At 55.6% G+C, this 24,137-nt stretch carries 33 protein-coding genes; 6 read left to right on the forward strand and 27 right to left on the reverse strand.

From position 1 onward, the window contains the following. Entirely contained in the window at positions 1-1,179 is a 1,179-nt protein-coding gene (gene purT / locus CKF42_RS05920; protein ID WP_009089749.1) for a formate-dependent phosphoribosylglycinamide formyltransferase, read from the reverse strand. Between the two features lie 167 nt (positions 1,180-1,346). Here purT and CKF42_RS05925 point away from each other — a divergent pair, with 167 nt between their 5' ends. Then, positions 1,347-2,003: a tellurite resistance TerB family protein gene (locus tag CKF42_RS05925; protein WP_046101979.1), complete on the forward strand. Its 657-nt coding sequence runs from the start codon at positions 1,347-1,349 to the stop codon at positions 2,001-2,003. Positions 2,004-2,119: 116 nt separating this feature from the next. Then, positions 2,120-4,183, forward strand: a complete 2,064-nt coding sequence (locus tag CKF42_RS05930; protein WP_111207759.1) for a prolyl oligopeptidase family serine peptidase — start codon at positions 2,120-2,122, stop codon at positions 4,181-4,183. Here the strand turns inward: CKF42_RS05930 and exoX are convergent. Then, positions 4,177-4,848 (reverse strand): exodeoxyribonuclease X, encoded by a 672-nt coding sequence (exoX, locus tag CKF42_RS05935; protein ID WP_199559861.1) that lies wholly within the window; start codon positions 4,846-4,848, stop codon positions 4,177-4,179. The genes CKF42_RS05930 and exoX overlap by 7 nt on opposite strands. Continuing rightward, the gene (locus CKF42_RS05940) at positions 4,845-5,078 is read right to left on the reverse strand and encodes a DNA polymerase III subunit theta (protein WP_009089756.1); all 234 of its coding nucleotides are present in this window, start codon (positions 5,076-5,078) and stop codon (positions 4,845-4,847) included. Before CKF42_RS05940 ends, exoX begins: the two co-directional genes overlap by 4 nt. Positions 5,079-5,229: 151 nt before the next feature. Here CKF42_RS05940 and copC point away from each other — a divergent pair, with 151 nt between their 5' ends. From copC to CKF42_RS05955, 3 genes are read left to right on the forward strand one after another with little or no spacing between them, the layout of a single operon-like run. Next, positions 5,230-5,607 carry a copper homeostasis periplasmic binding protein CopC gene (gene copC, locus CKF42_RS05945; RefSeq protein ID WP_111207760.1) on the forward strand — a complete coding sequence of 126 codons (378 nt, stop codon included), beginning with the start codon at positions 5,230-5,232 and terminating at the stop codon, positions 5,605-5,607. A 5-nt stretch (positions 5,608-5,612) separates the two neighbouring features. Next, a complete protein-coding gene (gene copD, locus CKF42_RS05950) occupies positions 5,613-6,488 on the forward strand; it encodes a copper homeostasis membrane protein CopD (RefSeq protein WP_111207761.1) in 876 nt (291 codons plus the stop codon). 28 nt (positions 6,489-6,516) lie between these two features. Then, complete coding sequence (locus CKF42_RS05955) at positions 6,517-6,864, forward strand: YebY family protein (RefSeq protein ID WP_009089760.1); 348 nt, start codon at positions 6,517-6,519, stop codon at positions 6,862-6,864. A 296-nt stretch (positions 6,865-7,160) separates the two neighbouring features. Here CKF42_RS05955 and CKF42_RS05960 read toward each other — a convergent pair whose 3' ends face one another. From CKF42_RS05960 to CKF42_RS06000, 9 genes are all read right to left on the reverse strand, one after another. Then, positions 7,161-8,225, reverse strand: a complete 1,065-nt coding sequence (locus CKF42_RS05960; protein ID WP_111207762.1) for a tyrosine-type recombinase/integrase — start codon at positions 8,223-8,225, stop codon at positions 7,161-7,163. 104 nt (positions 8,226-8,329) lie between these two features. Beyond that, a complete protein-coding gene (locus CKF42_RS05965; protein ID WP_069026604.1) occupies positions 8,330-8,545 on the reverse strand; it encodes an ogr/Delta-like zinc finger family protein in 216 nt (71 codons plus the stop codon). A gap of 77 nt (positions 8,546-8,622) precedes the next feature. Beyond that, entirely contained in the window at positions 8,623-9,798 is a 1,176-nt protein-coding gene (locus tag CKF42_RS05970; RefSeq protein ID WP_111207763.1) for a phage late control D family protein, read from the reverse strand. Continuing rightward, entirely contained in the window at positions 9,795-10,322 is a 528-nt protein-coding gene (locus CKF42_RS05975; RefSeq protein ID WP_111207764.1) for a phage tail protein, read from the reverse strand. The genes CKF42_RS05970 and CKF42_RS05975 overlap by 4 nt, the downstream gene beginning before the upstream one ends. 3 nt (positions 10,323-10,325) lie before the next feature. Beyond that, positions 10,326-12,788, reverse strand: a complete 2,463-nt coding sequence (locus CKF42_RS05980) for a phage tail tape measure protein (protein ID WP_111207765.1) — start codon at positions 12,786-12,788, stop codon at positions 10,326-10,328. Then, complete coding sequence (locus CKF42_RS05985) at positions 12,778-12,903, reverse strand: GpE family phage tail protein (RefSeq protein ID WP_111207766.1); 126 nt, start codon at positions 12,901-12,903, stop codon at positions 12,778-12,780. The genes CKF42_RS05980 and CKF42_RS05985 overlap by 11 nt, the downstream gene beginning before the upstream one ends. Before the next feature lie 32 nt (positions 12,904-12,935). Next, positions 12,936-13,214, reverse strand: coding sequence for a phage tail assembly protein (locus CKF42_RS05990; protein ID WP_111207767.1), 279 nt, complete (start codon positions 13,212-13,214; stop codon positions 12,936-12,938). 58 nt (positions 13,215-13,272) lie between these two features. Continuing rightward, positions 13,273-13,782 (reverse strand): phage major tail tube protein, encoded by a 510-nt coding sequence (locus CKF42_RS05995; protein WP_111207768.1) that lies wholly within the window; start codon positions 13,780-13,782, stop codon positions 13,273-13,275. Between the two features lie 12 nt (positions 13,783-13,794). Next, entirely contained in the window at positions 13,795-14,964 is a 1,170-nt protein-coding gene (locus CKF42_RS06000; protein ID WP_111207769.1) for a phage tail sheath protein, read from the reverse strand. A gap of 187 nt (positions 14,965-15,151) precedes the next feature. Between CKF42_RS06000 and CKF42_RS06005 the strand changes: the two genes are divergently transcribed. Continuing rightward, positions 15,152-16,099 carry a hypothetical protein gene (locus CKF42_RS06005; RefSeq protein WP_146239918.1) on the forward strand — a complete coding sequence of 316 codons (948 nt, stop codon included), beginning with the start codon at positions 15,152-15,154 and terminating at the stop codon, positions 16,097-16,099. A 231-nt stretch (positions 16,100-16,330) separates the two neighbouring features. Here CKF42_RS06005 and CKF42_RS06010 read toward each other — a convergent pair whose 3' ends face one another. The 15 genes from CKF42_RS06010 to CKF42_RS06075 form a co-directional block, all read right to left on the reverse strand. After that, positions 16,331-16,921 (reverse strand): tail fiber assembly protein, encoded by a 591-nt coding sequence (locus tag CKF42_RS06010; protein WP_146239919.1) that lies wholly within the window; start codon positions 16,919-16,921, stop codon positions 16,331-16,333. Then, positions 16,921-17,934, reverse strand: coding sequence for a phage tail protein (locus CKF42_RS06015; protein ID WP_111207771.1), 1,014 nt, complete (start codon positions 17,932-17,934; stop codon positions 16,921-16,923). Before CKF42_RS06015 ends, CKF42_RS06010 begins: the two co-directional genes overlap by 1 nt. After that, complete coding sequence (locus tag CKF42_RS06020; protein ID WP_111207772.1) at positions 17,931-18,539, reverse strand: phage tail protein I; 609 nt, start codon at positions 18,537-18,539, stop codon at positions 17,931-17,933. The genes CKF42_RS06015 and CKF42_RS06020 overlap by 4 nt, the downstream gene beginning before the upstream one ends. After that, positions 18,532-19,440: a baseplate assembly protein gene (locus CKF42_RS06025; protein WP_111207773.1), complete on the reverse strand. Its 909-nt coding sequence runs from the start codon at positions 19,438-19,440 to the stop codon at positions 18,532-18,534. Before CKF42_RS06025 ends, CKF42_RS06020 begins: the two co-directional genes overlap by 8 nt. A gap of 4 nt (positions 19,441-19,444) precedes the next feature. Continuing rightward, complete coding sequence (locus CKF42_RS06030) at positions 19,445-19,795, reverse strand: GPW/gp25 family protein (protein ID WP_111207774.1); 351 nt, start codon at positions 19,793-19,795, stop codon at positions 19,445-19,447. Continuing rightward, complete coding sequence (locus CKF42_RS06035) at positions 19,792-20,376, reverse strand: phage baseplate assembly protein V (RefSeq protein WP_111207775.1); 585 nt, start codon at positions 20,374-20,376, stop codon at positions 19,792-19,794. The genes CKF42_RS06030 and CKF42_RS06035 overlap by 4 nt, the downstream gene beginning before the upstream one ends. Before the next feature lie 81 nt (positions 20,377-20,457). Beyond that, entirely contained in the window at positions 20,458-21,408 is a 951-nt protein-coding gene (locus tag CKF42_RS06040; protein ID WP_146239920.1) for a DUF4062 domain-containing protein, read from the reverse strand. A 16-nt stretch (positions 21,409-21,424) separates the two neighbouring features. Then, positions 21,425-21,883 carry a phage virion morphogenesis protein gene (locus CKF42_RS06045; protein WP_111207777.1) on the reverse strand — a complete coding sequence of 153 codons (459 nt, stop codon included), beginning with the start codon at positions 21,881-21,883 and terminating at the stop codon, positions 21,425-21,427. After that, a complete protein-coding gene (locus CKF42_RS06050) occupies positions 21,880-22,347 on the reverse strand; it encodes a phage tail protein (protein WP_111207778.1) in 468 nt (155 codons plus the stop codon). The genes CKF42_RS06045 and CKF42_RS06050 overlap by 4 nt, the downstream gene beginning before the upstream one ends. Continuing rightward, entirely contained in the window at positions 22,280-22,552 is a 273-nt protein-coding gene (lysC, locus tag CKF42_RS21315; RefSeq protein WP_233501029.1) for an Rz1-like lysis system protein LysC, read from the reverse strand. Before lysC ends, CKF42_RS06050 begins: the two co-directional genes overlap by 68 nt. Then, positions 22,449-22,871: an Rz-like lysis system protein LysB gene (lysB, locus tag CKF42_RS06055; RefSeq protein ID WP_111207779.1), complete on the reverse strand. Its 423-nt coding sequence runs from the start codon at positions 22,869-22,871 to the stop codon at positions 22,449-22,451. Before lysB ends, lysC begins: the two co-directional genes overlap by 104 nt. Further along, complete coding sequence (locus CKF42_RS06060; protein ID WP_111207780.1) at positions 22,868-23,377, reverse strand: lysozyme; 510 nt, start codon at positions 23,375-23,377, stop codon at positions 22,868-22,870. The genes lysB and CKF42_RS06060 overlap by 4 nt, the downstream gene beginning before the upstream one ends. Next, a complete protein-coding gene (locus CKF42_RS06065; RefSeq protein ID WP_064704197.1) occupies positions 23,361-23,579 on the reverse strand; it encodes an HP1 family phage holin in 219 nt (72 codons plus the stop codon). The genes CKF42_RS06060 and CKF42_RS06065 overlap by 17 nt, the downstream gene beginning before the upstream one ends. Before the next feature lie 2 nt (positions 23,580-23,581). Beyond that, positions 23,582-23,785, reverse strand: coding sequence for a tail protein X (locus CKF42_RS06070; protein WP_031592803.1), 204 nt, complete (start codon positions 23,783-23,785; stop codon positions 23,582-23,584). After that, positions 23,785-24,137, reverse strand: a 353-nt coding sequence (locus CKF42_RS06075) for a head completion/stabilization protein (RefSeq protein WP_111207781.1), incomplete at its 5' end; no start/stop codon positions are given. The genes CKF42_RS06070 and CKF42_RS06075, both read right to left, overlap by 1 nt.

A 24,137-nucleotide genomic window follows, 5' to 3' on the forward strand; every position in this document is an offset into this window, starting at 1 on the left:
TTACCCCTGAACCGTCACCGCTGCTGCGCTGGCAACGGCACGCGCAATGGCCTCATCCGTCGTCTCACCGCTCGCCAGCGCCACGCCTAAACGACGCTGACCGCTGATCTCCGGCTTACCGAACAGGCGCAGTTGCAGACCGGCACCCAGCGCCGCTTCGACGTTGACGAACTGCACATTCTGGCTGGTCAGTTGCGGCAGGATAACGGCCGAGGCGGACGGACCATACTGACGAATTGCGCCAACCGGCAGACCCAGGAACGCCCGCACGTGCAGCGCAAACTCTGACAGATCCTGCGAAATCAGCGTGACCATGCCGGTATCATGGGGACGCGGTGACACTTCACTGAACACCACCTCATCGCCACAGACAAACAGCTCGACGCCGAACAGACCATAGCCACCCAGCGCCTTGACCACCTGCGCGGCGACATCCTGGGCCCGCTGCAGCGCCACATCACTCATCTGCTGCGGCTGCCAGGATTCACGGTAGTCACCATCTTCCTGACGATGACCAATCGGCGCACAGAAATGGATGCCGTCAACGGCACTGATGGTGAGCAGGGTGATTTCAAAATCGAAGTTAACCACGCCCTCTACGATGACGCGACCGGCTCCGGCGCGGCCACCCTGCTGCGCATAGTCCCAGGCGCTGTCGAGCTGGCTGGCGTCACGGATAAAGCTCTGGCCTTTGCCGGAGGAGCTCATGACCGGTTTTACGATGCACGGAAAGCCAATCTCTGCGGCGGCTTCGTCAAAGCGCGCTTTGCTGTCGGCAAAGCGATAGCGTGAGGTCGGCAGGGATAACTCTTCCGCGGCGAGTCGACGAATCCCTTCACGGTTCATGGTCAGCCTTGCGGCACGGGCTGTCGGGACCACGCGCTGGCCCTGCTGCTCCAGCTCAACCAGGGTATCCGTGGCGATAGCCTCAATTTCCGGCACCACAAAGTCAGGTTTCTCCTGCGCGATTAACGCAGCCAGGGCCGCACCATCCAGCATGTTGATCACATGGCTGCGATGCGCCACGTGCATGGCCGGGGCATCCGGGTAGCGATCGACCGCAATCACTTCCACACCCAGACGCTGACACTCCAGCGCCACCTCTTTACCCAGTTCACCCGAACCCAAAAGCATCACACGTGTTGCCGCCGGACGCAGCGCCGTTCCGAGAGTTGTCATACATTCACCTAAGCAGTCAAAATTCGCGCGCAAGTATAAACGAAAACGTTTGCGTTCTCACGCTTCGTCCGTATAACACCGCCATTTGCCTTACTTTTCCCGCTCTGACGTTTCCTGACAACCCTTTCGCCAGGATAGCAGGCTGACATCGTGAACAGGAGCGGATGATGAACAACTGGTTACAACAGATTCAGTCGGTACTGGCGAAGAAGGGCGGTGACGGTAAATCGGGCGGAGGCCTGAGCGATATGCTGGCACCGGGCGCGCTGGGGGGGCTGGCCGCGATGCTGATCAGCAGTAAGTCTTCCCGCAAACTGCTGACGAAATATGGTGGGCAGGCGCTGATTATTGGCGGTGGGGCGGCGGCGGGTGCGGTGCTGTGGAACAAATATAAACAGCGGGTCAGCGACGCGCATCAGAGTGAACCGGACTTCGGCGTGTCGCAGACACCGGTCGATCTGCGCGCTGAGCGTCTGGTCACGGCGCTGGTGTTTGCCGCAAAAAGCGACGGACACATCGACGATCAGGAGCGTGCCGCTATTGAGCAGAATATTCATCAGTCCGGCTACGGTCAGGATGCGGAAAAGCTGATCCAGAAAGCGATGAATCGCCCGCTGGATCCGCAGTGGCTGGCCGCTGACGTGAAGAACGAGGAAGAGGCGCTGGAGCTCTATTTCCTCAGCTGCGCCGCCATTGACGTCGATCATTTCATGGAACGCAGCTACCTCTCTGCGCTGGGTGACGCGCTGAAAATCCCTCAGGATGTCCGCGACGGCATTCAGCAGGATATCCAGGCCGAAAAAGCCCGTCTTCCGGCCAGTTAACTTCTCCTGGCGGGCCGCAGAGGAGGCCCCGCCTGCCGCCGTTCCCTCGCTACCCCCTGGCTTCCCGCCACTTAAGTGTTACGCTTACAGATCATGACGTTCACGGAGACGGATGGATGAAAGCTCCCATTGCAAAAAAAATTCCTCATGAAATGACGCTGCATGGCGAGACGCGCGTCGACAACTATTACTGGCTGCGCGACGATAAGCGCGAAAACAGTGAAGTGCTTGATTACCTGCGTGCCGAAAATAATTACGGCAAAAAAGTCATGTCGTCGCAGCAGCCGCTGCAGGACCGGGTATTAAAAGAGATCATCGACCGGCTGCCACCGGAAGATCACTCAGTGCCCTATGTCAAAAACGGCTACCGCTATCAGAGTCGTTATCAGAGCGGCAATGAGTATCCGGCCTATTACCGTCAGCCTGCGGCGAGCGAGGAGTCGGCGGAGTGGACCCTGCTGCTGGATGCCAACCAGCGCGCGTCACACAGCGACTTTTACACCATGGGCGCGCTGCATATCAGCCCGGACAACCGCGTGATGGCGCTGGCCGAGGACTTTCTCTCGCGCCGCCAGTATGGCATCCGCTTCCGCAACCTTGAGAGCGGAAGCTGGTATCCTGAAGTGCTGAGCAACGCCTCCTCAAGCTTCGCCTGGGGTAACGACTCCCGTACGCTCTACTACGTGCGGAAACACCCGCAGACGCTGCTCTCTTATCAGGTCTGGCGACACGAGCTGGGATCGCCGCAGTCTGATGATCAGCTGGTTTATGAAGAGCAGGATGACACCTATCATCTGAGCGTCCACAAGACCACCTCAAAGCAGTTCATCATGATTGCGCTCTACAGTACCAACACCAGCGAGATTCAGCTGATCGATGCTGATTTCCCCGATGCGCAGCCGCATGTGTTTCTGCCGCGCCGCCGCGATCATGAATACAGCATCGATCACTACGAGCATCAGTTCTTTATCCGGTCTAACCGGAAAGGCGAAAACTTCGGGCTCTATCGCAGCCGTTATCTGGATGAATCCCGCTGGGAGACCCTCATCCCGGCGCGTGAAAACGTAGTGATGGAAGATTTCCAGCTGTTCCGCGACTGGCTGGTGGTTGAAGAGCGCCAGCGCGGCCTGACCAGCCTGCGCCAGATTAACTGGGCCAGCGGCGAAACAAGTGGCATCGCCTTTGACGATCCCACTTACGTCACCTGGCTGGCTTACAATCCGACGCCGCGCACCAGCAAACTGCGCTACGGTTACTCCTCAATGACCACACCGACCACGCTGTTTGAGCTGGATATGGACACGGGCGAGCGCCGCATCCTGAAGCAGAGCGCGGTCAAAGGGTTCAACGCCGACGATTACAAAAGCGAGCACCACTGGATAAAAGTCAGCGATGGTACTGAAGTGCCGGTGTCGCTGGTCTATCATCGCAGACACTATCAGCCCGGCCAGAATCCAATGCTGGTCTATGGCTACGGCGCCTATGGCAGCAGCATGGATGCCGATTTCAGCGTCAGCCGTCTGAGCCTGCTGGATCGCGGCTTTGTTTTTGCCCTGATTCAGGTGCGCGGCGGCGGGGAGCTGGGGCAGCAGTGGTATGACGGCGGTCGCCTGCTGAACAAAATGAACAGCTTCACGGATTTCATCGACGTGACCAATGCGCTGGTGGCGCGCAGGATAGGGCATCCGGAACGTCTCTACGCCATGGGCGGCAGCGCAGGCGGCTTACTGATGGGCGGGGTGATCAACATGGCACCGCAGCGCTTCCACGGCGTTGTGGCGCAGGTTCCTTTTGTGGATGTGCTCACCACCATGCTCGATGAGTCGATCCCGCTGACGACCGGCGAATATGATGAGTGGGGCAATCCCGGCGATCCGGAGTACTACCGCTACATCCGCCAGTACAGCCCCTATGACAACATTGAGGCAAAAGCCTATCCGCATCTGCTGGTCACCACCGGCCTGCACGATTCGCAGGTTCAGTACTGGGAACCGGCCAAATGGGTAGCGAAACTGAGGTCGATGAAAACCGATAATAATCTGCTGCTGCTCTGCACCGATATGGATGCCGGACACGGTGGCAAGTCGGGGCGCTTTAAAGCCTATGAAGGGATCGCGATGGAATATGCCTTCCTGCTGGGGCTGGCGCAGGGCACCCTGCCCCCGGCAGAGGATTACTGAGGCTCGGTCAGGTATTTACGCAGCGCCTGCCGCAGTGGCGGGCGCAGATCGCTGACGTTATCCAGCATCCATTTCAGATAGCCCGGATCCTTGCGCGCCACCACCGCAATCGCCTGACCACGGTATTTGCCGAATGGCAGAATATCGTCGCGCTGGGCCGCCGGTTGTGAGCGCACAATCATCTCGGAGGCGTTCCAGCCCGAAGTCTCCATAATGCGGATCAGCAGGGCCGCCGTCACATAGCAGTCATAGAGCGCGCGATGCGCATGCAGATCGGCTGGCGGGGTAATATCCAGCTTCAGGGAATGACGCAGGGCCTGGTTGCCATATTTGATGCCCGGCCAGAGCTGACGCGCCAGCTGCATGGTGCAGATCCACTCGCCAAACATCTCCGGCAGCATCCGGCGGTCAAAGCTGGCGTTATGTGCCACATAGAAGGCACTGCCGTAGTAGCGCGGGATCGCCTCTTCGATGGTCGGTTTTCCGGCCACCATCGCTTCGGTGATGCGGTGCACGGCCATCGCCTGACGGCTGATGGGGCGGTCAGGCAGGATGAGATCGCTCATCGGATTCACAATCTGACCATCAACCACATCGACGGAGGCCACTTCCACCACGCCACCCTGCAGGCCGCAGGTTTCGGTATCTATGACGCGAAACATCATTGCTTCATCTTCGGTTCGTAAGGGAGGCGTGACAGGCTCAGTGACGCCTGGCGGTAATGCATCAGACGCTGACGAAACCAGTCACGCAGCGCTTCGGGCTGCTCCTGCACTACCATCTCGGCAACGACCGGCATGTTATAGCGCTCTTTAAACGCCACGCCCGCAGCCGCTAAATCGACATTTAACTTATCTTTCTCGTCCTGGGACAGCAGGGCAAGGTTATGGCTCATAATATTCTCCTGATGACAGGGGGCAAAAGTAATGTTTTCGCCGGTCTGAATCAAGGATTAAGGATCGCATTGCTGGCCTCGACAGTGCAAATGCAGCAGCGTATCCTTTTGCCTCGTTTATCGCCCTGGCGGCGGCTAAAAGGATGATCTGATGCAGAAAAAACACATTTCCCGCATGGTTATTACGTTGGTGGCAGCCGGTGCGATGGCATTTAGCTCGCTGGCCGCTGCGCATGCCCATCTCCGCGCCTCCACGCCGGCGGCCAAAGCAGAAGTAACGACCGCTACCGATGTGCTGACGCTGACTTTCACTGAAGAGATTGAGCCCGCGTTCAGCGGCGTTACGCTGCTTGACGATCATCAGAAGCCTGTTGCGACGGAGAAGGCGCGCGTAGCGTCCGGCCACAAAGATCGGCTGATTGTCAGCCTGCCTCAGCCACTGAAAGCGGGGCACTATCAGGTTAACTGGCATGTCCTGTCGGTGGATGGACATAAAACCGCAGGAAGCTACCGCTTCAGCGTGCAGTAAGCGTCGTGACGACCCTCTGGCCAGCGCTGCGCGCGCTACATTTTGCGGCCGTGATGCTGCTGACCGCCAGCGCCTGCTACAGCGCGCTGCTGGCACCAGAACGTTATCGTCCACAACTGGCGCGGCGACTTAATCCGCTGGTAAACGGAAGTGCGTGGCTGGCCCTGATCAGCGCGCTGGCGATGCTGGCCTGCCAGAATGTGCTGATGAGTGGCGACAGCGCCAACCTGCTTCAGCCTGACGTCTGGCTGGCGGTGCTGGGCACCCATTTCGGCGCGGTGTGGCAGTGGGAAATCGTGTTCAGCGTGCTCGCCGTGTCGGCGTTGTTACTGACCGCGCAACTGCGCCAGCAGGCCTTACTGCTGGCAGGCGTGCTGCAACTGGCCGGCATGGCCCTGACGGGGCATGCCGCGATGCGGGAAGGCTGGCCTGGCCTGCTGCATCAGATCAACCATGCGCTGCACCTGATTGCGGCAGCGTTCTGGGCCGGGGGACTTGTTCCGCTTCTGCTGCTGATGCGTGAAGCGCGCCAGATCGATCGCCGCACCGATGCGATCCGCACCATGATGCGCTTTTCGCGCTACGGTCATCTGGCGGTCGCGTTAACGCTGCTGACCGGCGGGGTGAACAGCCTGATGATCCTGGGCTGGCCGCTGACATGGCACGAATCCCGCTATAGTCTGTTGTTGCTGGGGAAAGTGCTGCTGGTGGCCCTGATGGTGGGAGTGGCGCTGATTAACCGTTACTGGCTGGTGCCGCGTTTCCGCGTCGCGGGTAGCGGCACCCAGCAAAAATTTATCCGCATGACACAGCTCGAACTGCTGCTGGCTTGTGGCGTGGTTGGGCTGGTCAGCGTGTTTGCCACGCTGTCGCCAGCCTGAATGTGATTTAAGAGAGAAAAGGGCAGTTATGTTGCTGAAGAAAGTGGTCCCCGCAATCCTGTTATTATCTGTATGCGGCCAGGCGCTGGCGGCACAAATCATTACCGTCAGCCGCTTTGAGATCGGTAAAGATAAGTGGCCGTTTAATCGTGAAGAGGTGATGCTGACCTGCGAGAAAGACGGTGCCATGTTTGCCATCAACCCGAGCACGCTGATGCAATACCCGCTGAACGACAAAGCGGATGCGCTGTTTAAAAGCAACCAGGTGAAAGCGCAGCCGATCAGCGTGATCCAGAGCGAGGATAAAGCGCATCCGGGCCAGATGATGAGCCTGCAGCCGATTGTTGAGCGCACTCAGGCGCTGTGCGGTAAGTAAGCCTGCCGGGTGCAGCATCACGCTGCGCCCGACTGTTTTTTGCCGTTGCGATCACAAACTGATCCTGTTTATGGCCCTGTGCCGTGCCTCAGCTGGCAATTCCTCCGCGCTGTTCTAATCTTAAGTTGCAAGGCGTTATCGCCTTCATAAATGCCAACTTTTAGCGCACGGCTCCTCGAGAGCCATTTCCCTGGACCGAATATAGGAATCGTATTCGGTCTTTTTTTGTTTGGCATTTAAAAACATAAACTTACAATATAATCAATTAGTTAAGCCCAACCCTGTTACCTTCTGTTCTACTCTGCTGGACTCTGAGTCGCCACTTTGTCGCCACTTTCCTTCGCCATCAACGCCAGCGGATTACAACGAATTGCATCCTCAAGATGGTCGGGCGCGAAGTGCGCATAACGCATCGTCACCCTGATGTCGGAATGCCCGAGAATACGCTGCAGCACGATGATATTTCCTCCGGCCATCATAAAGTGACTGGCAAAGCTATGGCGCAGTACATGGCTCATCTGGCCTTCGGGTAATTCAATACCGGCCAGGCGAATGACCCGATAAAACTGGCGATAGCACTCTGCAAAAAAACGGCCTTCTTTGTTTTTTAATTCGTTATACAGGGCGTTGTCGATAGGTACCGAGCGGTTCTTTTTGCCTTTGGTATTGATGAAGGTAATTTTGTTTGGAGACAATTGTGAGGCTTTAAGATTCGCGGCTTCACTCCACCGGCACCCGGTTGAAAGGCAGATTTTAATAATCAGCGTGAGATCCGGGTTATCGTGAACTTTACAGGCAGCAAGCAGCTTTTGTATCTGGGCTTCAGTCAACCATGCCATTTCTTTTTCTGGCTGATCAAACTCGCGGATATTTTTAAGTGGGTTGGGGTAGCTGATTTCACCAAGCCGTTCCAGCTCATTAAAAAGAGCGCGAAGGAATGCATGTTCACAGTTAATGGTACCCGGTGAGACCTTTAACGATTTATCGCTGGTTTTGTATCCGTTCTGTATGAGGCCATGTAAACGCCTGTCCCGATAATGTGCCCAATCCTTTGAAGTGATAGAGGCAGCAACGGGGTTTCCCATGCCATTGCAAATAATATTGAGTTTGCCGAGTCGGCCTTTTCTGTCACTTAGCGAGCAACCGTGCAGTTTGTACCATAGCTCGATAAGTTCGCTAAGCTTGCGGTTATCCTCTTTCTCAGCCAGCCAGGGTTTAGCCTTCATTTCGTCCTGAGTGTATTGCTCAAAGGCAATGGCTTCAGCTCGGGTCCTGAACTGTCGTCTCACTCGTTTACCATCCCTTCCATTGAGATAGCACTCGCAGAGCCACTTACCTGTATTTAATTTCCTTATTGCCATGCAGCCCCCTTGATAAAAGGGGGTTAAATTACTGTATATAAAAACAGTATTCAATGTTTGATTATGGATTTTCAAACATGAAAAAGCCCGCTGAGCGGGCTAAATTAATGCAGAAGGGAAGGTTGCTGTTGGCTAGTGTAGAGTGGCACCTTATTGATTTGCCCAGGCGAGACAATCATTCCAGTCACGGTCTCGTGCGTTTTGAATGTGCAGCTGCAATTAATATTCTGGCACTGGTGATAACGTTCTTTTGTTTCTTTTGAAACATAGCGGCTGCTTTTTGCGTGGGCTGCTGTCTGGCATAAAGGGCAGTGCATCATCATCAATATCCTCAATAAGGGCAGGGAGAGCCACTTAGTTTGAATATGCAAATCGTGTTTTGCAAATTACACCCGAATTAAGCAGTTTCCGTTTCACCCTCTGTTTCTGACTGATATTCAATATCTGAAAGCAGCACTTCAAACTCAAGCGTGGTTGTATACCCGCTGCCGCTCAGGCTATGCGTCACCTTACTGATAATCCACGGCTGCGCATCGATCACCGACTTAAAGCCGCTCACCCTGACCGGCGTCTCCGGGTACAGGTCGGCGCGGCCCATTGCGAGCGTGAGCGAGAACTCAGCGACTCCGCGCTGCAGCTTATCCCACTTTGCTTTAGCTGCCCGCATTGCGGCCGCTTTCGTCGCATATACGGTCGTCAGCGTAAATATATTGTCTTCCGTGCCAGCCAGATAATCACCCTCTCTGGCCTCTGGTGTTTTGGTCGCGGTCGTCTTTTTCTTTTTAGCCGCCGGGTGCTCCAGCGCGCGCAGATGCTTTACCTTTGGCTTGCGCTTCACCTTCACCTTTTTCGGCTTCGGGTCTTTGGTATGCAGCCAGCTCGCAGAGACGCCGGTATATGCGCCACGGTCAGCAATGCTGAAGCTGTGCCGGTCGCCGTCCTGTCGCGTAATCGTCATCTGCGGGATTGGCTTTCCGCTGGCGGTGACGCCGTTACCGGGCTTTATAAACAGAAGCCGCCCGGCCTTCACTGCCGCAACCGCGCCGTACAGCGTGGCGAGTCGCGTCAGGAATTTAGCGTCTGTCTCCTGCGTCTGGTCAATGTGCGCTACGGCAATTCCGGCGAACCCATCAGCCAGCATGCGCTTTAAGTTATTTCGTGCGGCTATCTGCGTCACGACTTCCCCCAGGGTGGTGTCGTGATAGGACACCTCCCGGCGGGAATTGAGCGAGCCACGAAAATCGGCACTGCGGGCGCGAATGGTCATGGTGTCCGGCGCGCCGTGGTGCTCAACCTCATCAACGGTGAAATCACCTTTGTCGAAAAGCGTCTGCCCCTTCCAGCCGAGAAACAGCGTTATCACTGCGCCGCGCACCGGCATTGCCAGCTGGCCGTCGGCGTCGTCCAGCTCAATATCCAGCTGGTCAGCTTCAAAGCCGCGGTTATCGGTCAGCGTCATCGAGACAAGGCGATCCCGGATGTTGGTTGTGACGTCATTAGAATTAACCTTCAGCATGAAATCCGGCGTCAGCTGCGCCCCGGCCTGTACCGGCAGGCTGCTTATCCCGATCATCCGAGCAGCCCCTGTGCAGAAGAAATCAGGCTACCGGCTGCCGACTTTACGCCGTTGATTGCTGACGTGAGCTGCCCTGGCAGATTGCCTGAGCCGCTGATAAGCCCGTCAGCCTGTTTCTTCAGATCGCCAAACATAGAGGTAAGCGACTCATCCACGCGCTTAAGACTCAGGGTAAACATGATTTTGCTGGCCGTTCCGTTGGGATAAAACTCGCTGAAGGTGTTAGAAATACTCTCGATCACGTACATGCCGTAAATCATGCCGCTGCCGCCAATCAGCGGCCACGCCATGCCCTCATCGGCCATCAGGCGGACGGTCATCAGCGACACCGGGCCGCCTGTGATTTCCGGGCGCAGCTCCCCGGAAAGCGTGATTTTTTCATCGCCCGGCCCGATAAACTGCGCCGATGGACGCTGCCCGAACCTGCTGTTAGTGGGCCAGCGGTAGTCGATATTCTGCTGCATGTCCCCGTAAGGCAGGGTCTGTCGCATAAACGGCATCATGCCGTAAATCATCATCATCGGTTAATCCTCCCAGCCCATTTTGCTGCGGTTCTGTGCCTGGCGGTTGCGCTGCTCTTTTGCCTGGTGCTGCGCCATTAATGCCATTGCGTCGTCTTTGGTCATACCCTCATGCATGTTAATTTCATACTGATATGTATTCTGGCTGCGGTCGGTGAATCCGCCCCCGGCTGACGGAGCTGAAACCGGGCGGTAAGGCGCGCCCCCGTAGGCGATGTTGTATTGCAGCCCGCCGGTATCGGCGCCCGCGCCGCCGGTCGCTACCGGGTCAGGCGACGGCACCTTGTCTTTCAGCCCGTCGGATTTCGTGTCGATAATGCCGAGCTTATCCAGCATCCAGTTAATGCCGCCCATCAGCTGATCGAGCGCGTGACCTGGAATTTTCAGCGCCTCGGCCAGCATGTTGCCGAACTTCTTACCCATATCTGCGGCGGCGGCGAGTTCAGTCTGCGTTGATTTTACCGGCTCCAGTAGTTTGCCGAACCAGTCCCACAGCTCTTTGACCTTGCCGCCCACCCAATCAAACACCGGCTTTAACGAACCGAAGGAATCACTGATCGGCCCCATCGCAGCGGTGAATCCTTCGGCCATGCCTGCAATAAAGGCGCTGATGGGTTTCCAGTATTTGCGCACCAGTAGCGCCCCGGCCACGATTGCCGCCGCGACGGCCACAACCGGCAGCGTGATAGCGCCGAGCGCGGCCGTAATCGCTCCGCCCGCGATGCTGAATGCCGTACCGAGGAAGCCCGCCCCGGCAATCAGGGTATTCACGCCTGCGATCACCGGCCAGGCTACCAGCCCGATAGCACCCAGCGCCCCGGCTAACATCAGCCCGCCCATCACCACTTTTGCTATACCGCCTGCCAGCTCAGGATTAGCTTTAATCCAGCCATCAACCTTAAGCAGCAGCGCCGCTGTATCCTGTGTAAGTGTGCGCAGGCTGCCGTCGTTCTGATCAAACAGGTCGGTGCCGATAGCCTCATAAGCAGACTGCAGCTCTTTCAGATCGCCGCCGAGATTATCCTGCATGACCTGGACCAGTTCGGCGGTTTTGCCATCAGAGGCTTTAAACGTGGCGGTCAGCTGATCAAGCTTGCCGGTTGAGGCGGCGGTCATCAGTACGGCGGCCGATGAGCTGGCCTCTTCGCCGAAGATGGTTTTCATGTACTCGGCGCGCTGGCCCGTTCCCAGCTTGTTACGATCAAAGCTCGCCTGCATTTCTTTCAGGATGGTGAAGATCGGGCGGGTATTTCCTTTGCCGTCTGCCGTTTTAATTCCCAGCTCTTTGATAGCCTTGAATGATTCGCCGGTAGGAGCCTGCAGCCTGCTCAGCACGGCGCGGCTTCCCGTACCGGCCATTGAGCCGGTTATTTTGGCATCGTGCAGAGCGCCGACCATCGCCGCCGCCTGCTCGATGCTGACGCCCGCGTTTTTCGCTACCGGGGCGACGTAGGTCAGCGCGTCACTCAGCCCGTCAAAGTCAGCGGCCGTTTTATTCATGGTCATCGACAGCACGTCGCCGATGTGTGCCACCTTATCGTTTGAAAGCTGGAAGGCTGACTTCATCCCCATCAGCAGCCCGGCGTTTTCTTCCATCGTGCGCTTGTTTGCCAGCGCCATGTTGAGCGTAACCGGCGTAACGGCCTGAACGGCAGCGGCATCACCGCCGCCTTTGGCGATAACGATTTGCGCGCCTGCGGCATCATCGGCAGAGGCGGCGGTTGTATCGCCGAGCTGACGCGCCTGCGCACGCAGGGCTTTCATTTCCGGCGATTCTTTTCCCACACCGAGCACGGCCTGCAGCTCGGAATTTTTCTGTGCAAAATCAAACCCCGGCATCAGGAGCGAGGTTGCTGCCATGCCGCCAACCGTGGCAGCACCGATACCGGCCGCGCCCATGTTGCGCACCCTGCCTGACAGCTCCTGTCCTTTACGGTAGCGTTCGCTGGTCTGGTTCAGCCGCTCCTGCTGCGCATTCAGCCGCTGCAGCTCCATTTTCTGCCGACTCAGACTGACGGTTGCCTGCGCCGAGGCGGATTTCAGGCGCTGCTGCTCACTGCTCAGGCTTTTAGTGGAAATCCCCGCCGCGTTAAGCGCCTCGCGCTGCTGCTGGACCGACAGGCGCAGGCTGTTGGTTTTGGTCTGCAGCTCAGCCGCCGCCTGCCGGGCCTTTTCAAGCGCGCGGGCCTGCTGTGTCGTCGGGCGCTCCGTGTTTTTAAACTGCACGGCCAGCGCTGCCGCCTCCTGCTTTGCGTCCTTCAGGCTCTGCTGCGTGACGGCCAGCTGCGCGCTGGCCTTGCGGAAGCCGTCAATTTTTCCGGCCTGCGCATCCAGCTCCTTAATGGTTGATTGTGTCTGGCGAATGTCAGACGACAGATTTTTAGCGGCGGTCTGCACGGCTTTGAAGGGGCGCGAGGCTTTGTCTACCGCGTTCAGCAGTACCTGCACCTTGAGGTTATTGCTCATCCGGGGTTGCTCCGCTGCGGATAAAGGCTTTATGCCGCCAGTCCATCAGCTCGGCCAGCGGCATGTCGTACATCTCGGAAGGTTGCCAGTGAAATATCGTGGCAATGTCGGCCATCAGGTCGTTAACCGTCAGGCCGTGCGGCCAGTCTATTCGTCCGACTTCGACTGCAAAAAACCGATCACCTTTCCGCCCAGCGCAATCAGGTCTACCGGATCAAGGGCATTACACTCGGCCTTTGTCAGCGCTGGCAGGGTAATGCGGGGCAGCACGGTCAGCAGGGCGTCAACATCAGACTGGCACAGGTCGGCCAGGCGCACGCCGCGCAGACTTCCGGCCGTCGGCTTAATCAGCTCCACGCTTTTGATTTCGGTTTCGCCGCGCTTCAGCGGGGTTTCAAACTCAACAACGCTATCTTTCTTTTCCATGATTGTTCTCTGTTCACTGTAGTCAGGTAATGCCAGCGGCGGGCGCTGGCGTCAGTGTTTATACCAGGCCGAGGTTTTTACGGCGCTGCTCAAGACGGTCAGTGCCGTTAACCTTCTCCACCATGTTGATGGTGTCGATTTCGATCAGCTCTTTGCCGTTGAAGGTGAGCTTGTAATAGGTGTTTTTACTGGTGATTTTGGTTTCGGTATCTTCGCCCTGCTTGGCTTCACCAAAATCAAACGACTGATGCTTACCGCGCACCTCAATCTCTACCGCGATTTCCTCGCCGGTATCGTCGCGCTGGTAAGAGCCGGTAAAGCGCAGGGGAATGTCAGACGCACCCCACTGCGTGAGTACCAGCTCATCAATACCGCCGATGCTCCATTCAACATCAAGCGCGTCATCTTCCAGACCGTTATCAATAAAGGCCGCGCCGCTCATGCCGCCCGCGCGGAACGGGTCGAGCTTGCGCGCCAGCTTCGGCAGGGTGACGGCGGTAACGACACCCTGATAGCTGTTGGCGTCGTTAAAAAGGTTCATGCCCTTCAGTTTGCGTGGCAGTGCCATTTATCCGGCTCCTCAGCTGTTTACGGATGCGGCGAAGTTCGCCAGATAGGTGTCGGTGATGCGCTGGCGAAGGGTTAAATCCTCCAGCGGCGGAACCGGCGTATAGTCATAATCGATAAAGAGTTTCCCCGCCTTCAGGGTGTCTTTATCGTTGGCGCTTTCGTCATACCAGGCGGATGCACCCAGCAGATAACCGGCGTTAACCAGCTCGCGGAACTTCGCATTTATGCCCGCGATAATCTCGCGCACCAGAACCGGCGTCAGCGGCTTATCAACCGCCCACATGTGCGCCTCGGCCATCGTGTCGGCCAGCACCTGCGCGGTGCGGGTGTAGTTCTCAAACTGAAACAGCGGGTCATCGCTGCAGGTGCGGTTGCCCCAGAAGCGGAAACCGTCTTTACGAATCAGCGTCGTAATGTCGGCCTCGTTGAGCAGGTCGGCGTCGGTGCCGGTCTGCTGCAGATCCCAGAACACCGACGCGGAAATACCGGTCACATTGTTAACGCCGACGTTAGACAGGGTTTTATGCCAGCCCGTGTCGTTGTCGATTTTGGCGCGCAGGCCCAGCGCGCGGGCGGTCGCAAAGGCAGTATCGGATTTGCTGGTCGCAGTGTTCCAGGCGAGAAAGTCCGGCCAGATAACCATGATTTCGCGCTGGCTGAAGTTCTGACGATACAGGCGGGCTTCGGAAATGGTTTTGCATTCCCACGCTGACACGTAGGCAAAGGCGCGCAGCTGCTGCGCGATGCTGGCAAGCGCGGTCGCCACCGCCAGTGAATCCAGCCCCGGCACGCCAAGAATGCGAGGCTTAACATCGAGCTGGGTCTGCGCGGCGAGCAGCGCTTTCATGCCGGTATACTGGCCGTTTTCATCCGTGCCGCCGATGATATTTGACGTGGTTTCGGCTTCGTCGGCACCTTCAGCCACGCGCACGACGACGGTCACAGGTTTGGACTGGTCAGCAATGGCCTGCAGCGCGGCCGCAAGTGTGCCTTTTTTACCCGCCTTGCCGACTACGCCCTGCACGTTGGTGATAAGTACCGGCGTATTGAGTGGAAAGGTTGCCGCGTCAGCGTCCTGCGCGGTGCAGACCATGCCCACGATTGCGGTTGATACGGTTGTAATGGTGCGCGTGCCGTCATTAACTTCGACGACGCGGACACCATGATGATAATCTGACATCTGATGCACTCCGTTTTGAGGGTGTGCTCAGGGTGACTTCTTTTTTGTATAACAACAGCTCATTTATGTTTGCTAAGACATCAAAGGACATTAGCTCGAAATTGTTTTACTGTTATAATTAGCAAAACCTTTTTGAAGAAAAGCATTAGATTTAGCGATGGACATAAATTTTTATGGAGAAGAGTTGATGTATAGGATTTTTATATTTTTTTTCATTTTTATATCTGCTTGCTCAGCACCTGCGCAAGTCAATAAAAAGGAAGTTACAGAGCTATATACTGTCGATCCATTAAGCGCAAGAAAACTTTCATCTCTAGAAAGTCACTTAATTAAAATTAATTTCGCGATAGATGAAGCCCTTAAAGAGGAAGGAAAGGTTGGGGTCGACGCTAAATCATTCAAAGAAGGGTTAAGAGGTATCAAGCTCTTGAGTGAAAGTTTTGAAGAGTTTAGAATTCAAAAATATCACAACGATACAACCATCGCATCTCAGCAACTAGGTGAAAAGCTAGACGGAATAAAGGGCCAGTTAGTCAACATAAGTAACACTCTGTATAATAACTACAACAAGGATAGCTGGAAAGAAGTTGTAAAATCCATAGCTCCCATTGTTGCAGGTATATTTATATTTATATGGAGCTTAATGAATCTAACTATTTCCGAAGCTAGAGCTAAAATGAGTTACATCTCCCCATTAATAGATAAATCATCATCTGCGATTGTGATGGCCTATGAGAAAATAGCGAAAGGTAGCCCTTTAGAAAATGAAGACATCACAAAGATAATTGAGCCAATGATACGCATCGGGCCATTCTTTAATGAAGATAACTTCGTTGAGTTGATTATACAATCCAATGAAAAAGCTTTTGTTTTAATGAAGATGTGTTTGCCTTCAAATATTATAACTGAAATTGAATCTAGAGATCTTTTAAATACTTATCTTAACTCTGGCGTTGGCTCATCTACGATTCAATCAATAAGGACCACTCTAGTGAGGCAATATGATTCAGCTTTAAATGATTTCATCAGGAGCGATAAAAAAGTAGCGCCTTTGAATGTTAGGGTAAAAAGATGGCTAATTTTATTCCTTTCTACTGGCTTGCTTGGGGTTTTCTATTACGCAACCCTGTCATGATCTTTGTCAAAAGACATAATTTGGGTTTGAGATGAAAATTGCGCGATGTATGGCAACCTAAGGTTGCGATATGATTTTTAATCTAGATGGATTAGTCTTTTTAACCTAGACTGAAAAACTTGCTTCGTCAATATTTTTGTAGGATTGATAGTAGTCTTTTTAAAGAAGTCACTTATATTTAGGGTTCTCTACTCTCTCTATCTATGGAGATTAAAGAACCCTCGTTTTTTATTACAATGGTTTGTTAGGCCAAACTATTGTTGTTTTTTTACTCAAGTCTAATTTTTGTAATTTTTGAATGTACTTCATCCACTCGATAAGCAATGCTTTATCGTCATCCGTAATAATCCCCAGCAGCAGCTGCGTCTGCCATGCCTGGGTGATGCCATTGGCCTCACTCACGCGCGCCGACTTTTCGCTGGCCGCTGCGTCAAACAGTGATTGCTGCTGCGCATCGTTGTCGGTTACCCACTTTTCACCGTCCCACTTGTCGAACGTGGTTGCCGGAGCCTGCGTTGTGGTGTCTGCGGGATAGTCGCCGAGCGCAGTAATCTTCACCGGCGCGCCGCCGTAAACCGGGTAAACCGTTTCGCCGCGATGGTCCGGCATGCTCAGCCAGCCGCCGCCCTGATACACGGCCACCATGCCCGACTGCGAGGCAGGCGGTGCGCTCAGGCAGGCGCAGGCGGGCAGGCCGACACCCTGCGGAAGAAACTCCTGCACTGCGCCGGTAAACTCCCCGGTTAGCGCGTCATACCCGTAAACCGTCAGCGTGCCGTCGGCTTTTGCCAGCCCGTTTTTATCAAGTGTCACCTTAGCCATTATGCAGCCCTCACGATGTAGTTAAACGCCACGTTACGCGGGCGGTTCTCCGCCGCCACAGGCACCATGCGCGAGGCGTCAAAATAAATTTTCTCGCCGGTTGAAGCGCCCGAACTCACAGTGCCGACCGGCGGACCATCATTGATGGGCGAACCATCTGCGTAAACGCCTTCGTTCGCATTTTTGCCATTGTTATAAAAAGCGCCTTCAGACTTCCCGTTGTAAGCCACATCAAGAGACTGCACGCCGGTAATGTTACGTATGGCATCACCCTGCGCGGACAGCAGCACACGTCCGCTGTCCGCACCGCGCCCGTCGTCCCAGCCGCGAATAAACTCACCGCGCAGATCTGGCAGTTTCAGCGACGGATAGACTTTCGCAAGTGCCGGATAGGCTGAGGCGCTGAAGGATGCGCCGTTGCACTTAAGCCAGCCTGTCGGGGGTGTTGCGGACGGCCACGGCTGAGGAATACCAACCGGCAGCGCCGATCCGTCAGCGGCAAGCAGATACTGTCTGTGCGGATTAGCGGCGGCAATATGGTCAGACATAACCTTATCCACATATTGCCGGGTCGCCAGCACAACAGCCGGGTCTATCTTCAGCGCCACATCACCGGTACTGCTGACAATAAGGATCATGCGCACGGTCTGCGTTCTGCCGCTGCCTTCAGCCAGCTGCGGCTTATAGGTTTCCGGGCAGTTAGCAACGGCAATCAGCACGCCGTCGGCGTCATACAGGCCAATCTCGCGGATCCAGAAACCGCCCTCGTTTTCGGGGATAATCTGCTCGGCAATAATCTGGCTGCTGTTTGCCGCGTCAACTGTCAGCGAATTAAGCTGCGCGCGGCGCTTCTCGCCGATGAGCTTAGTCTGCGCCGCGTCAGGCGTCGGCAGCGTGCCGCCACCATCGCCGACACCCATAGAGGCGATATTCACTTTCGTGCCGAGTGCGGCGGCGTTCGCCAGCTTAGCCGCGCCCTGATTGGTCAGCAGGGCAAAATATTTTGTCGTCATGCGCTCACTTCCGTCAGGTCAATAAGATGCACCGCCGCGCCAGAATAGACCGGCCCGCCGACGCTGATAAGCTCAGGGGTGTAAGGGTAAACAGTCAGCTCGTCGCCGCTGTAGCTGGCAACGGCGACCGGCAGAGTGCCGTTAGCATCGAGATTAATGGACAGGCCGATAAGGTGACGGCTGCAGGGCTTGGCGTCAGCTATCAGGCGCTCCAGCTCGTTATACATTTCCTCGGTAATGCCGGTATCCAGTACGCCCACGTCCAGCCGGAACGTGCCTGGCGCTTCGTTGGTTTTCCACCACTCAATTATCTTGATGAGATAGCCCAGCGGCTCAACGACGCGGCGGATTGCCCCGATAGTGCCCTTGTGCCGGTGCACGTACTGCGAGGCGGCAACCACGGCGCGCTTTGTCGATTCAGGCCAGTCTGAATCCCATCGGTCAACCGACCACGCCCACGCCAGATAGGGCAGAAGCTCCACCGGGCATGTGTACGGATTCCATAACTGGCGCAGCGGCACGCTCATAGCGCTAGGACTCGCCAGCGCCTCGGCAGCAGCAATCTCAAGCGCTGATGAGCCGGTCGGCAGCAGGCGATCACTCATCCGATCCCCCCACTGTCAGCGTGTAGCCTGTGCAGTAAGCGGCCTGCGTTTTGTCGAGCACCACATCAGCCGATGGCTTGATAAGGTTGACGCGCTGCACGCCCTCAACGTGCATGGCGGCATACAGCGCAGACAGGCGAATGTCTCGGCCGAGGCGCTTCTGCGCGCTGACAAAGGCGGCGAGCTTTGCCTCTGAGGCGGCGCGGATTGGCTCCGCTTCCGGCCCCGGATAGAGGTATAGCTCGGCCACGATTTCGTATTCCACAATTTTTGCTGACTGCACGCTCACCCGGTCGGCAACCGGGCGCACGTCCTCATCATTGAGCGCAGCGTTAACCACGGCCAGCAAATCGTCGCCCGCCACGCCGTTGCCTTCTCGCGCAAGCACAGTCACGGTAACAACGGCGGGCGACGGGCTGATGGCTGATGCATCGGCTACGCGGCCGTCAGCACTTTTGGCATGGTACTCATAAGCACCGGTTGGCCCGGCCACGCTCAGCCCTTCAAAGGCGGAGGCGATGCGCAGCCGGAAATCATCGTTACTTTCCATCACTGCGGGGGTTGGCGGAATGGTTGTATCGTCGGCCGGGGTAATAATCAGGCGGGGTACGCCATTATTCGCGCCGAGCTGGTCAAGGTCGCCATCCAGCGCATAAGCAACCATGACGGCTTTTGCCGCCTCATTGATGCGCTGGCGCAGGATCAGCTCACGGTAGGCATTTTCCTGCAGCAGTTTAACGATGGGTTCTGACTCCAGCGTCAGCGTGCGGGCGACGGCCTCCTGCTGGTCAGCCGGGTAAAGGGAAATCAGCGTCGCCTTACGCTCGGCCAGCAGGCTTTCATAGTCCAACGCCTCCACCACATCAGGGGCAGGCAGCTGGCTCAGGTCGATAGTTGCCATAGTCTCAGCTCACAGGAACGGTTAAGGAAAAAGGCTGCGCGCCGTCGGTGCGGTTACCGGACAGCTCAACCACCATTGCGCCGTTGATATCCGACTCAAAGCTGATGGCGGTCAGCTTTACGCGCGGCTCCCATTTCAGGATCGCCATATAGCAGGCCGACATAATCTGCAGGCGCAGCGCCTCGTTTTGCGGCTGGTCAATCAGCGCGGATAAAAGCGAACCATACTGGCGACGCATCACCCTGGTGCCGACAGGGGTCAGCAGAATGTCACGCACTGACTGCCGGATGTGATCGAGGTCGGTCAGCGCGCCGCCGGTTTCCCGGTTCATGCCGATATATTTTGCAGTTGTCATACTGGCGCTCCCGTCTGGCCGCCGCTGTCGCCTGGGTGGATATGCGAGTGCAGCACTTTGCCGTTTGAGGAAAGGTTGCCACCGCTATGCGTAACGTTGCCTTTCATCACTGCGCCCTTTGTGACTTCCAGTTGCGCAGTTTTGAGCAGCGTTGTGCATTCCACTTCGGGCGAGTCGAACAGGATTTTTACCGCTGCTTTGATGGTTGCCGTCTGTATGCCGGTTGCGGCCAGTGCGCCCGTTTCCGGCTCGTACTCGATCACTGCGCCGTCAGGGAATGACCAGTGCAGTGCATCGGCCGAGGCTGACGGGGCTGGGTTGTCATCCGAGAAAATGCCCGGCAGCACAAAGCCGGTATCGAGTTCGCCGCCGAGGCACAAAATAAGAACCTGCTCCCCCACTGACGGCGCATTCCACGAGCGGGTTTTACCCGCACGGGCGCTCAGCCAGTGCAGCCAGTTGGTTGTGTTTTTTCCCGTATCGACACGGCACAGCCCACCGTCGAGATTGACGGCCGACACGGTTCCGATGCGGATAAGATTGCGCAGCAGGCGCTGAATTTCTGAGAGTTGTTCGTTCATGACATAAGGTTGCCGTTCAAATTAATTAGCAGCAACCTTATGCTGTTTGCTCATTGACTAACGAAACGTAAATTTGACGTTCTAGAAGGGAATCTCGTCATCGGAAAACGCTGCTAGCGGAATAACTTTCACATAATCGGTTTTCCAATCAGCAGGAGTCATTGTGATCAACTTATCTTCAGCATCAAAAATATCCTTGCTTACACGAATAGCTTTATTAGCTTTTTTGTTATCGAAATCGTGAGCATCATCAGGCGACCAATCTTTATCGAGATTATATCCCCTTGCTGATAATAATTGGTTCAGCTCTTCTAGGTTATAAAAAACAACCCTATAAGTTATCCCAGCACTTTTCTTAATTGCTTCGAAAGCCGGGTGGTGCAACATTAATATGTCATTAACTTGACCGGGATTATTCTTTTCCTTAAGCAACACTGCAACTAAACTGCTTAGAGTTTCACTGCTCGACTTGAGGTCGCTAATCAACTGCGCCTCAATATATCTTGAATTCGTAGTAAGCAGCCTCTGAAACAATCCGGCCCATTGTTCCTTCAGGAATCTTATAATGTCTTCGACTGTTTCAAATGGCTCAACTGGATTTCCTACATCCATATTGTAAATATCATATAGAAAATCAAATATTTTATTGTTATCTACTGAAATTGGAGAGAAGCCTTCAAGGTGTTTATTTTTTTGATAGGTATGATATTCAGAATGCACTGACTTATCGACAAATAAATAAACTTGCTTTCCTTTCTCATAAGCTTCATTTATCTCATTTTGCGTTATTGAGGAATCATTACTTCTGGATTGCGTGCCAAATTTTCCGCCAATAACCGCAACTAAGATATCGCAAGTATGGATCTCTCTATAGCAATAAGATTCAAGAGCATCCTCCTTCCCCCATGGAATGTGACCTCGTTCAAATAGAATAGGGTCGTAACCTGTTTCTTTGACAAACCGTTCTAAACTAGCCCGCATTGAGCGGAGATCAAAAAAAGTAGAGCTAATAAAAACCCGAGGTTTTGCCATTTTAAAATAACTCAAATTATTTAGAGTTCTCTGCTAAAGCTTCCGTTATGACATCTTGTATCAAACTCAAATGATTTGACGTTAAGCCAAGCAGAGGACGACTGTTGTAAAGTACTTCTTTTATATTTCTTCTTGGCCGATCTTTCAAGCCGTAGTGATGAACATTTGCTAGATGCTGGACCTTTGATTCGAAACCAACAATAGCTTCACTTGGTGTAGCTTCGATTTTTAAATATTTCGTGGTACGTAGCTTTGCGAACATCTCGCGCTTTATCCGGCCTTTTTTGCTGCGCACGGGCTGCGTTTTGCGGGGCTTAAACGGCGTTCCGTCAGGTGCCTGCTGCCGCTTGATGTTCTGCTGCTGACTCGCACGCAACTTACGGCCAATGCTGCGCGCCATTTCTTTACGCGCCGGGGCTGACAGGCTGCTGATAAGCGCCTCCAGACGGTCATTTACCAACTGCAGCTCGCTCATGTCTGTAACTCGCTGACCAGCTCGCCCTTAACGTAAAGCTGCACCGGCCGCGCGTCATTTTCCGGCAGCGGGTTCTCGCCGACGTGGGTCACGTGCAGCCCGTCGTCGGCCCGCTTCACGATCACGCGCTCGCTCAGCTGCAGCTCAATGCTGATGTCGCTGGCCGTGTCGCTGATAACGTCCGCCTGAAAGGTAAAGCCCGTCCGGCGCTTTTCCTCGGTTGCCATGATGTCGGGTTCATTTGTGCGCAGCCATGCCAGCAGCGGCACAATCAGCAGGTCGATATTACCGGCGTAGTCGGTGATAACCATGTTAAGCCGGTACTGGTATTCAAACGACAGCGAGCTGGCAAGCGTCGAGACGATGCGCCCGCTGTCGATAAATACGTTCAGCGCGTCAGGGTTTCGCTGCAGCTCCGGCACGCTGTCGGTCAGCGCCTGACGCAGTTGTTGCGGTTTCAGCATCGTGTTGTTCCTGGCAGTCTTTGATGATTTCGACCTGCAGCCCGCAGGCGGCGAGTGCAGCCTCAAGCTGGCGATTGTCCGCCGTCAGATCGCCCGCCGTTTTAAGGCTGTTTCCCGGCACCGGGCAGCTTGTCACGCGCGGACACCCAATCCAGATAATCTCTGGCGCTGGCGAAGGCCGGACGGGCGTGCAGCCGGATAACATCGTCAGGCAGATCAGCAGCAGACCAGTTACGCAGTATCGGATTCGCATCGGTTTCTCTCTGTATGGTCATTTCACGGTTAAGCGCGGCCGTGCTGGCACGGCCCTGCATCAGCCGCAGCTCGGCCTCGCGCTTCTGGCTGGCTTTTGCATCCGCGTCCAGCCTGGCTATCGCCCGGTCGCGGCTCTCGATACCGGCCGACAGCGTGCCGATAATGCGCTGTGCGCTGGTCAGGTCGTCTTTTGCAACTTTCCACTGCCAGCCGGTCACGCCCAGCGCCAGCAGAGCCACGGCCAGAAGCAGAGCTATCAGCCGCGTCATTTCGCACCCCGCAGGCAGTAGGCTGTCTCATTCGCGCGGCGGTTTTCCAGCCCGCGATTTTTAACGCCCTTAACGTACACCCAGCGCCGCAGCTCATTACAGGCATCAGACCAGTGCTGCATCATGATGTAACGGGCAAAGGTCGAGCTGCAGGCCGCGCGCACGCCGACGTTAAAGGCGAATGAAACGGCGGTGTCATAGACCGGCTGCGGCATATCGCTGCGCATACAGGTATCGATCCCGCGCTCTACGCGCATCACGTCATACACAAGATTAACCGCCGCCTGCCGCTCGCTGATCTGGCTTTGCGGCGTCACGCCCTCTGTGTGACCGATGCCGTTAGTCCAGACTCCGGCGCTGCACTGATAGGGCGAGGTGCGGCACCCCTCGGCGTTGGCAATGAGCGCAAGCCCGGCCTCGGACGTTTTCAGGGTTTTAAACTGTGGCAGCAGCGCAGCAATCGCCAGCACGGCGACGACGGCGCAGCGTTTAACGGTCTGGCTCAAGGTTCACCCCCCGCAGGCGCTGCAGCTCGTAGGTTTTGCGTCGGTAATGCCAGTTGATAAAGAACGTCGCCACGTTAGTTATAAGCGTGATAACCGCCACGCCGGAACCGACCATAAAGGCGATATCCTGCGGCGTATGACGGCCGAACCACATCAGGATGAGGCCAATCAGGTAGTTGATCACAGAGCTGATTTTTTCCATTTTTAGTCCCACAGGTTGACGGTTTCACCTGCTGAAGATTCAGGCAGATCAGGCAGCGTCACCTCGCAGCCGTGTGGCAGCACCGGCCCGCTTTCGGCGAGGCCCGGATTAGCCGCATAAACCAGCCCGACGGCCTGACCGGTTCGTCCGTAATAGCGCTGACAGATTTCGTCAACGGTATCGCCCTGCTGCGCGTAAACGTTCATCAGAGCAGATCCACAATGCAGCCAGGCTTACCGGCGATGCGGCTGATACTGAATCGCGCGTCGCGCCAGTACTCGTCGGCGCTCGCCTCGATTTCGCCCGCTTTTTTCGTGCCGCTGGCGTCATAGCCGCGATAGCGCTCAACGATGGTGGCGGCGGTCAGCGCACTGACGGCGGCAAGGTAGGCCGTAATCTTTTCGCTCTCGCCGTCGAGCGATTCCGCAGGCACGTCGGCCAGCACCTTAAAGCCCGCCGCAATCTGCGCGGCGCGCCAGTCGTACAGCTCGGCGTTCACTTCAGAAATTGCCGTTTTCACGGCAAGGCGCAGGCGCTGCGCCGTGACCGTTCCCTCAT

This window comes from Pantoea sp. ARC270, assembly GCF_003236725.1.
GTDB classification, from domain to species: domain Bacteria; phylum Pseudomonadota; class Gammaproteobacteria; order Enterobacterales; family Enterobacteriaceae; genus Pantoea; species Pantoea anthophila.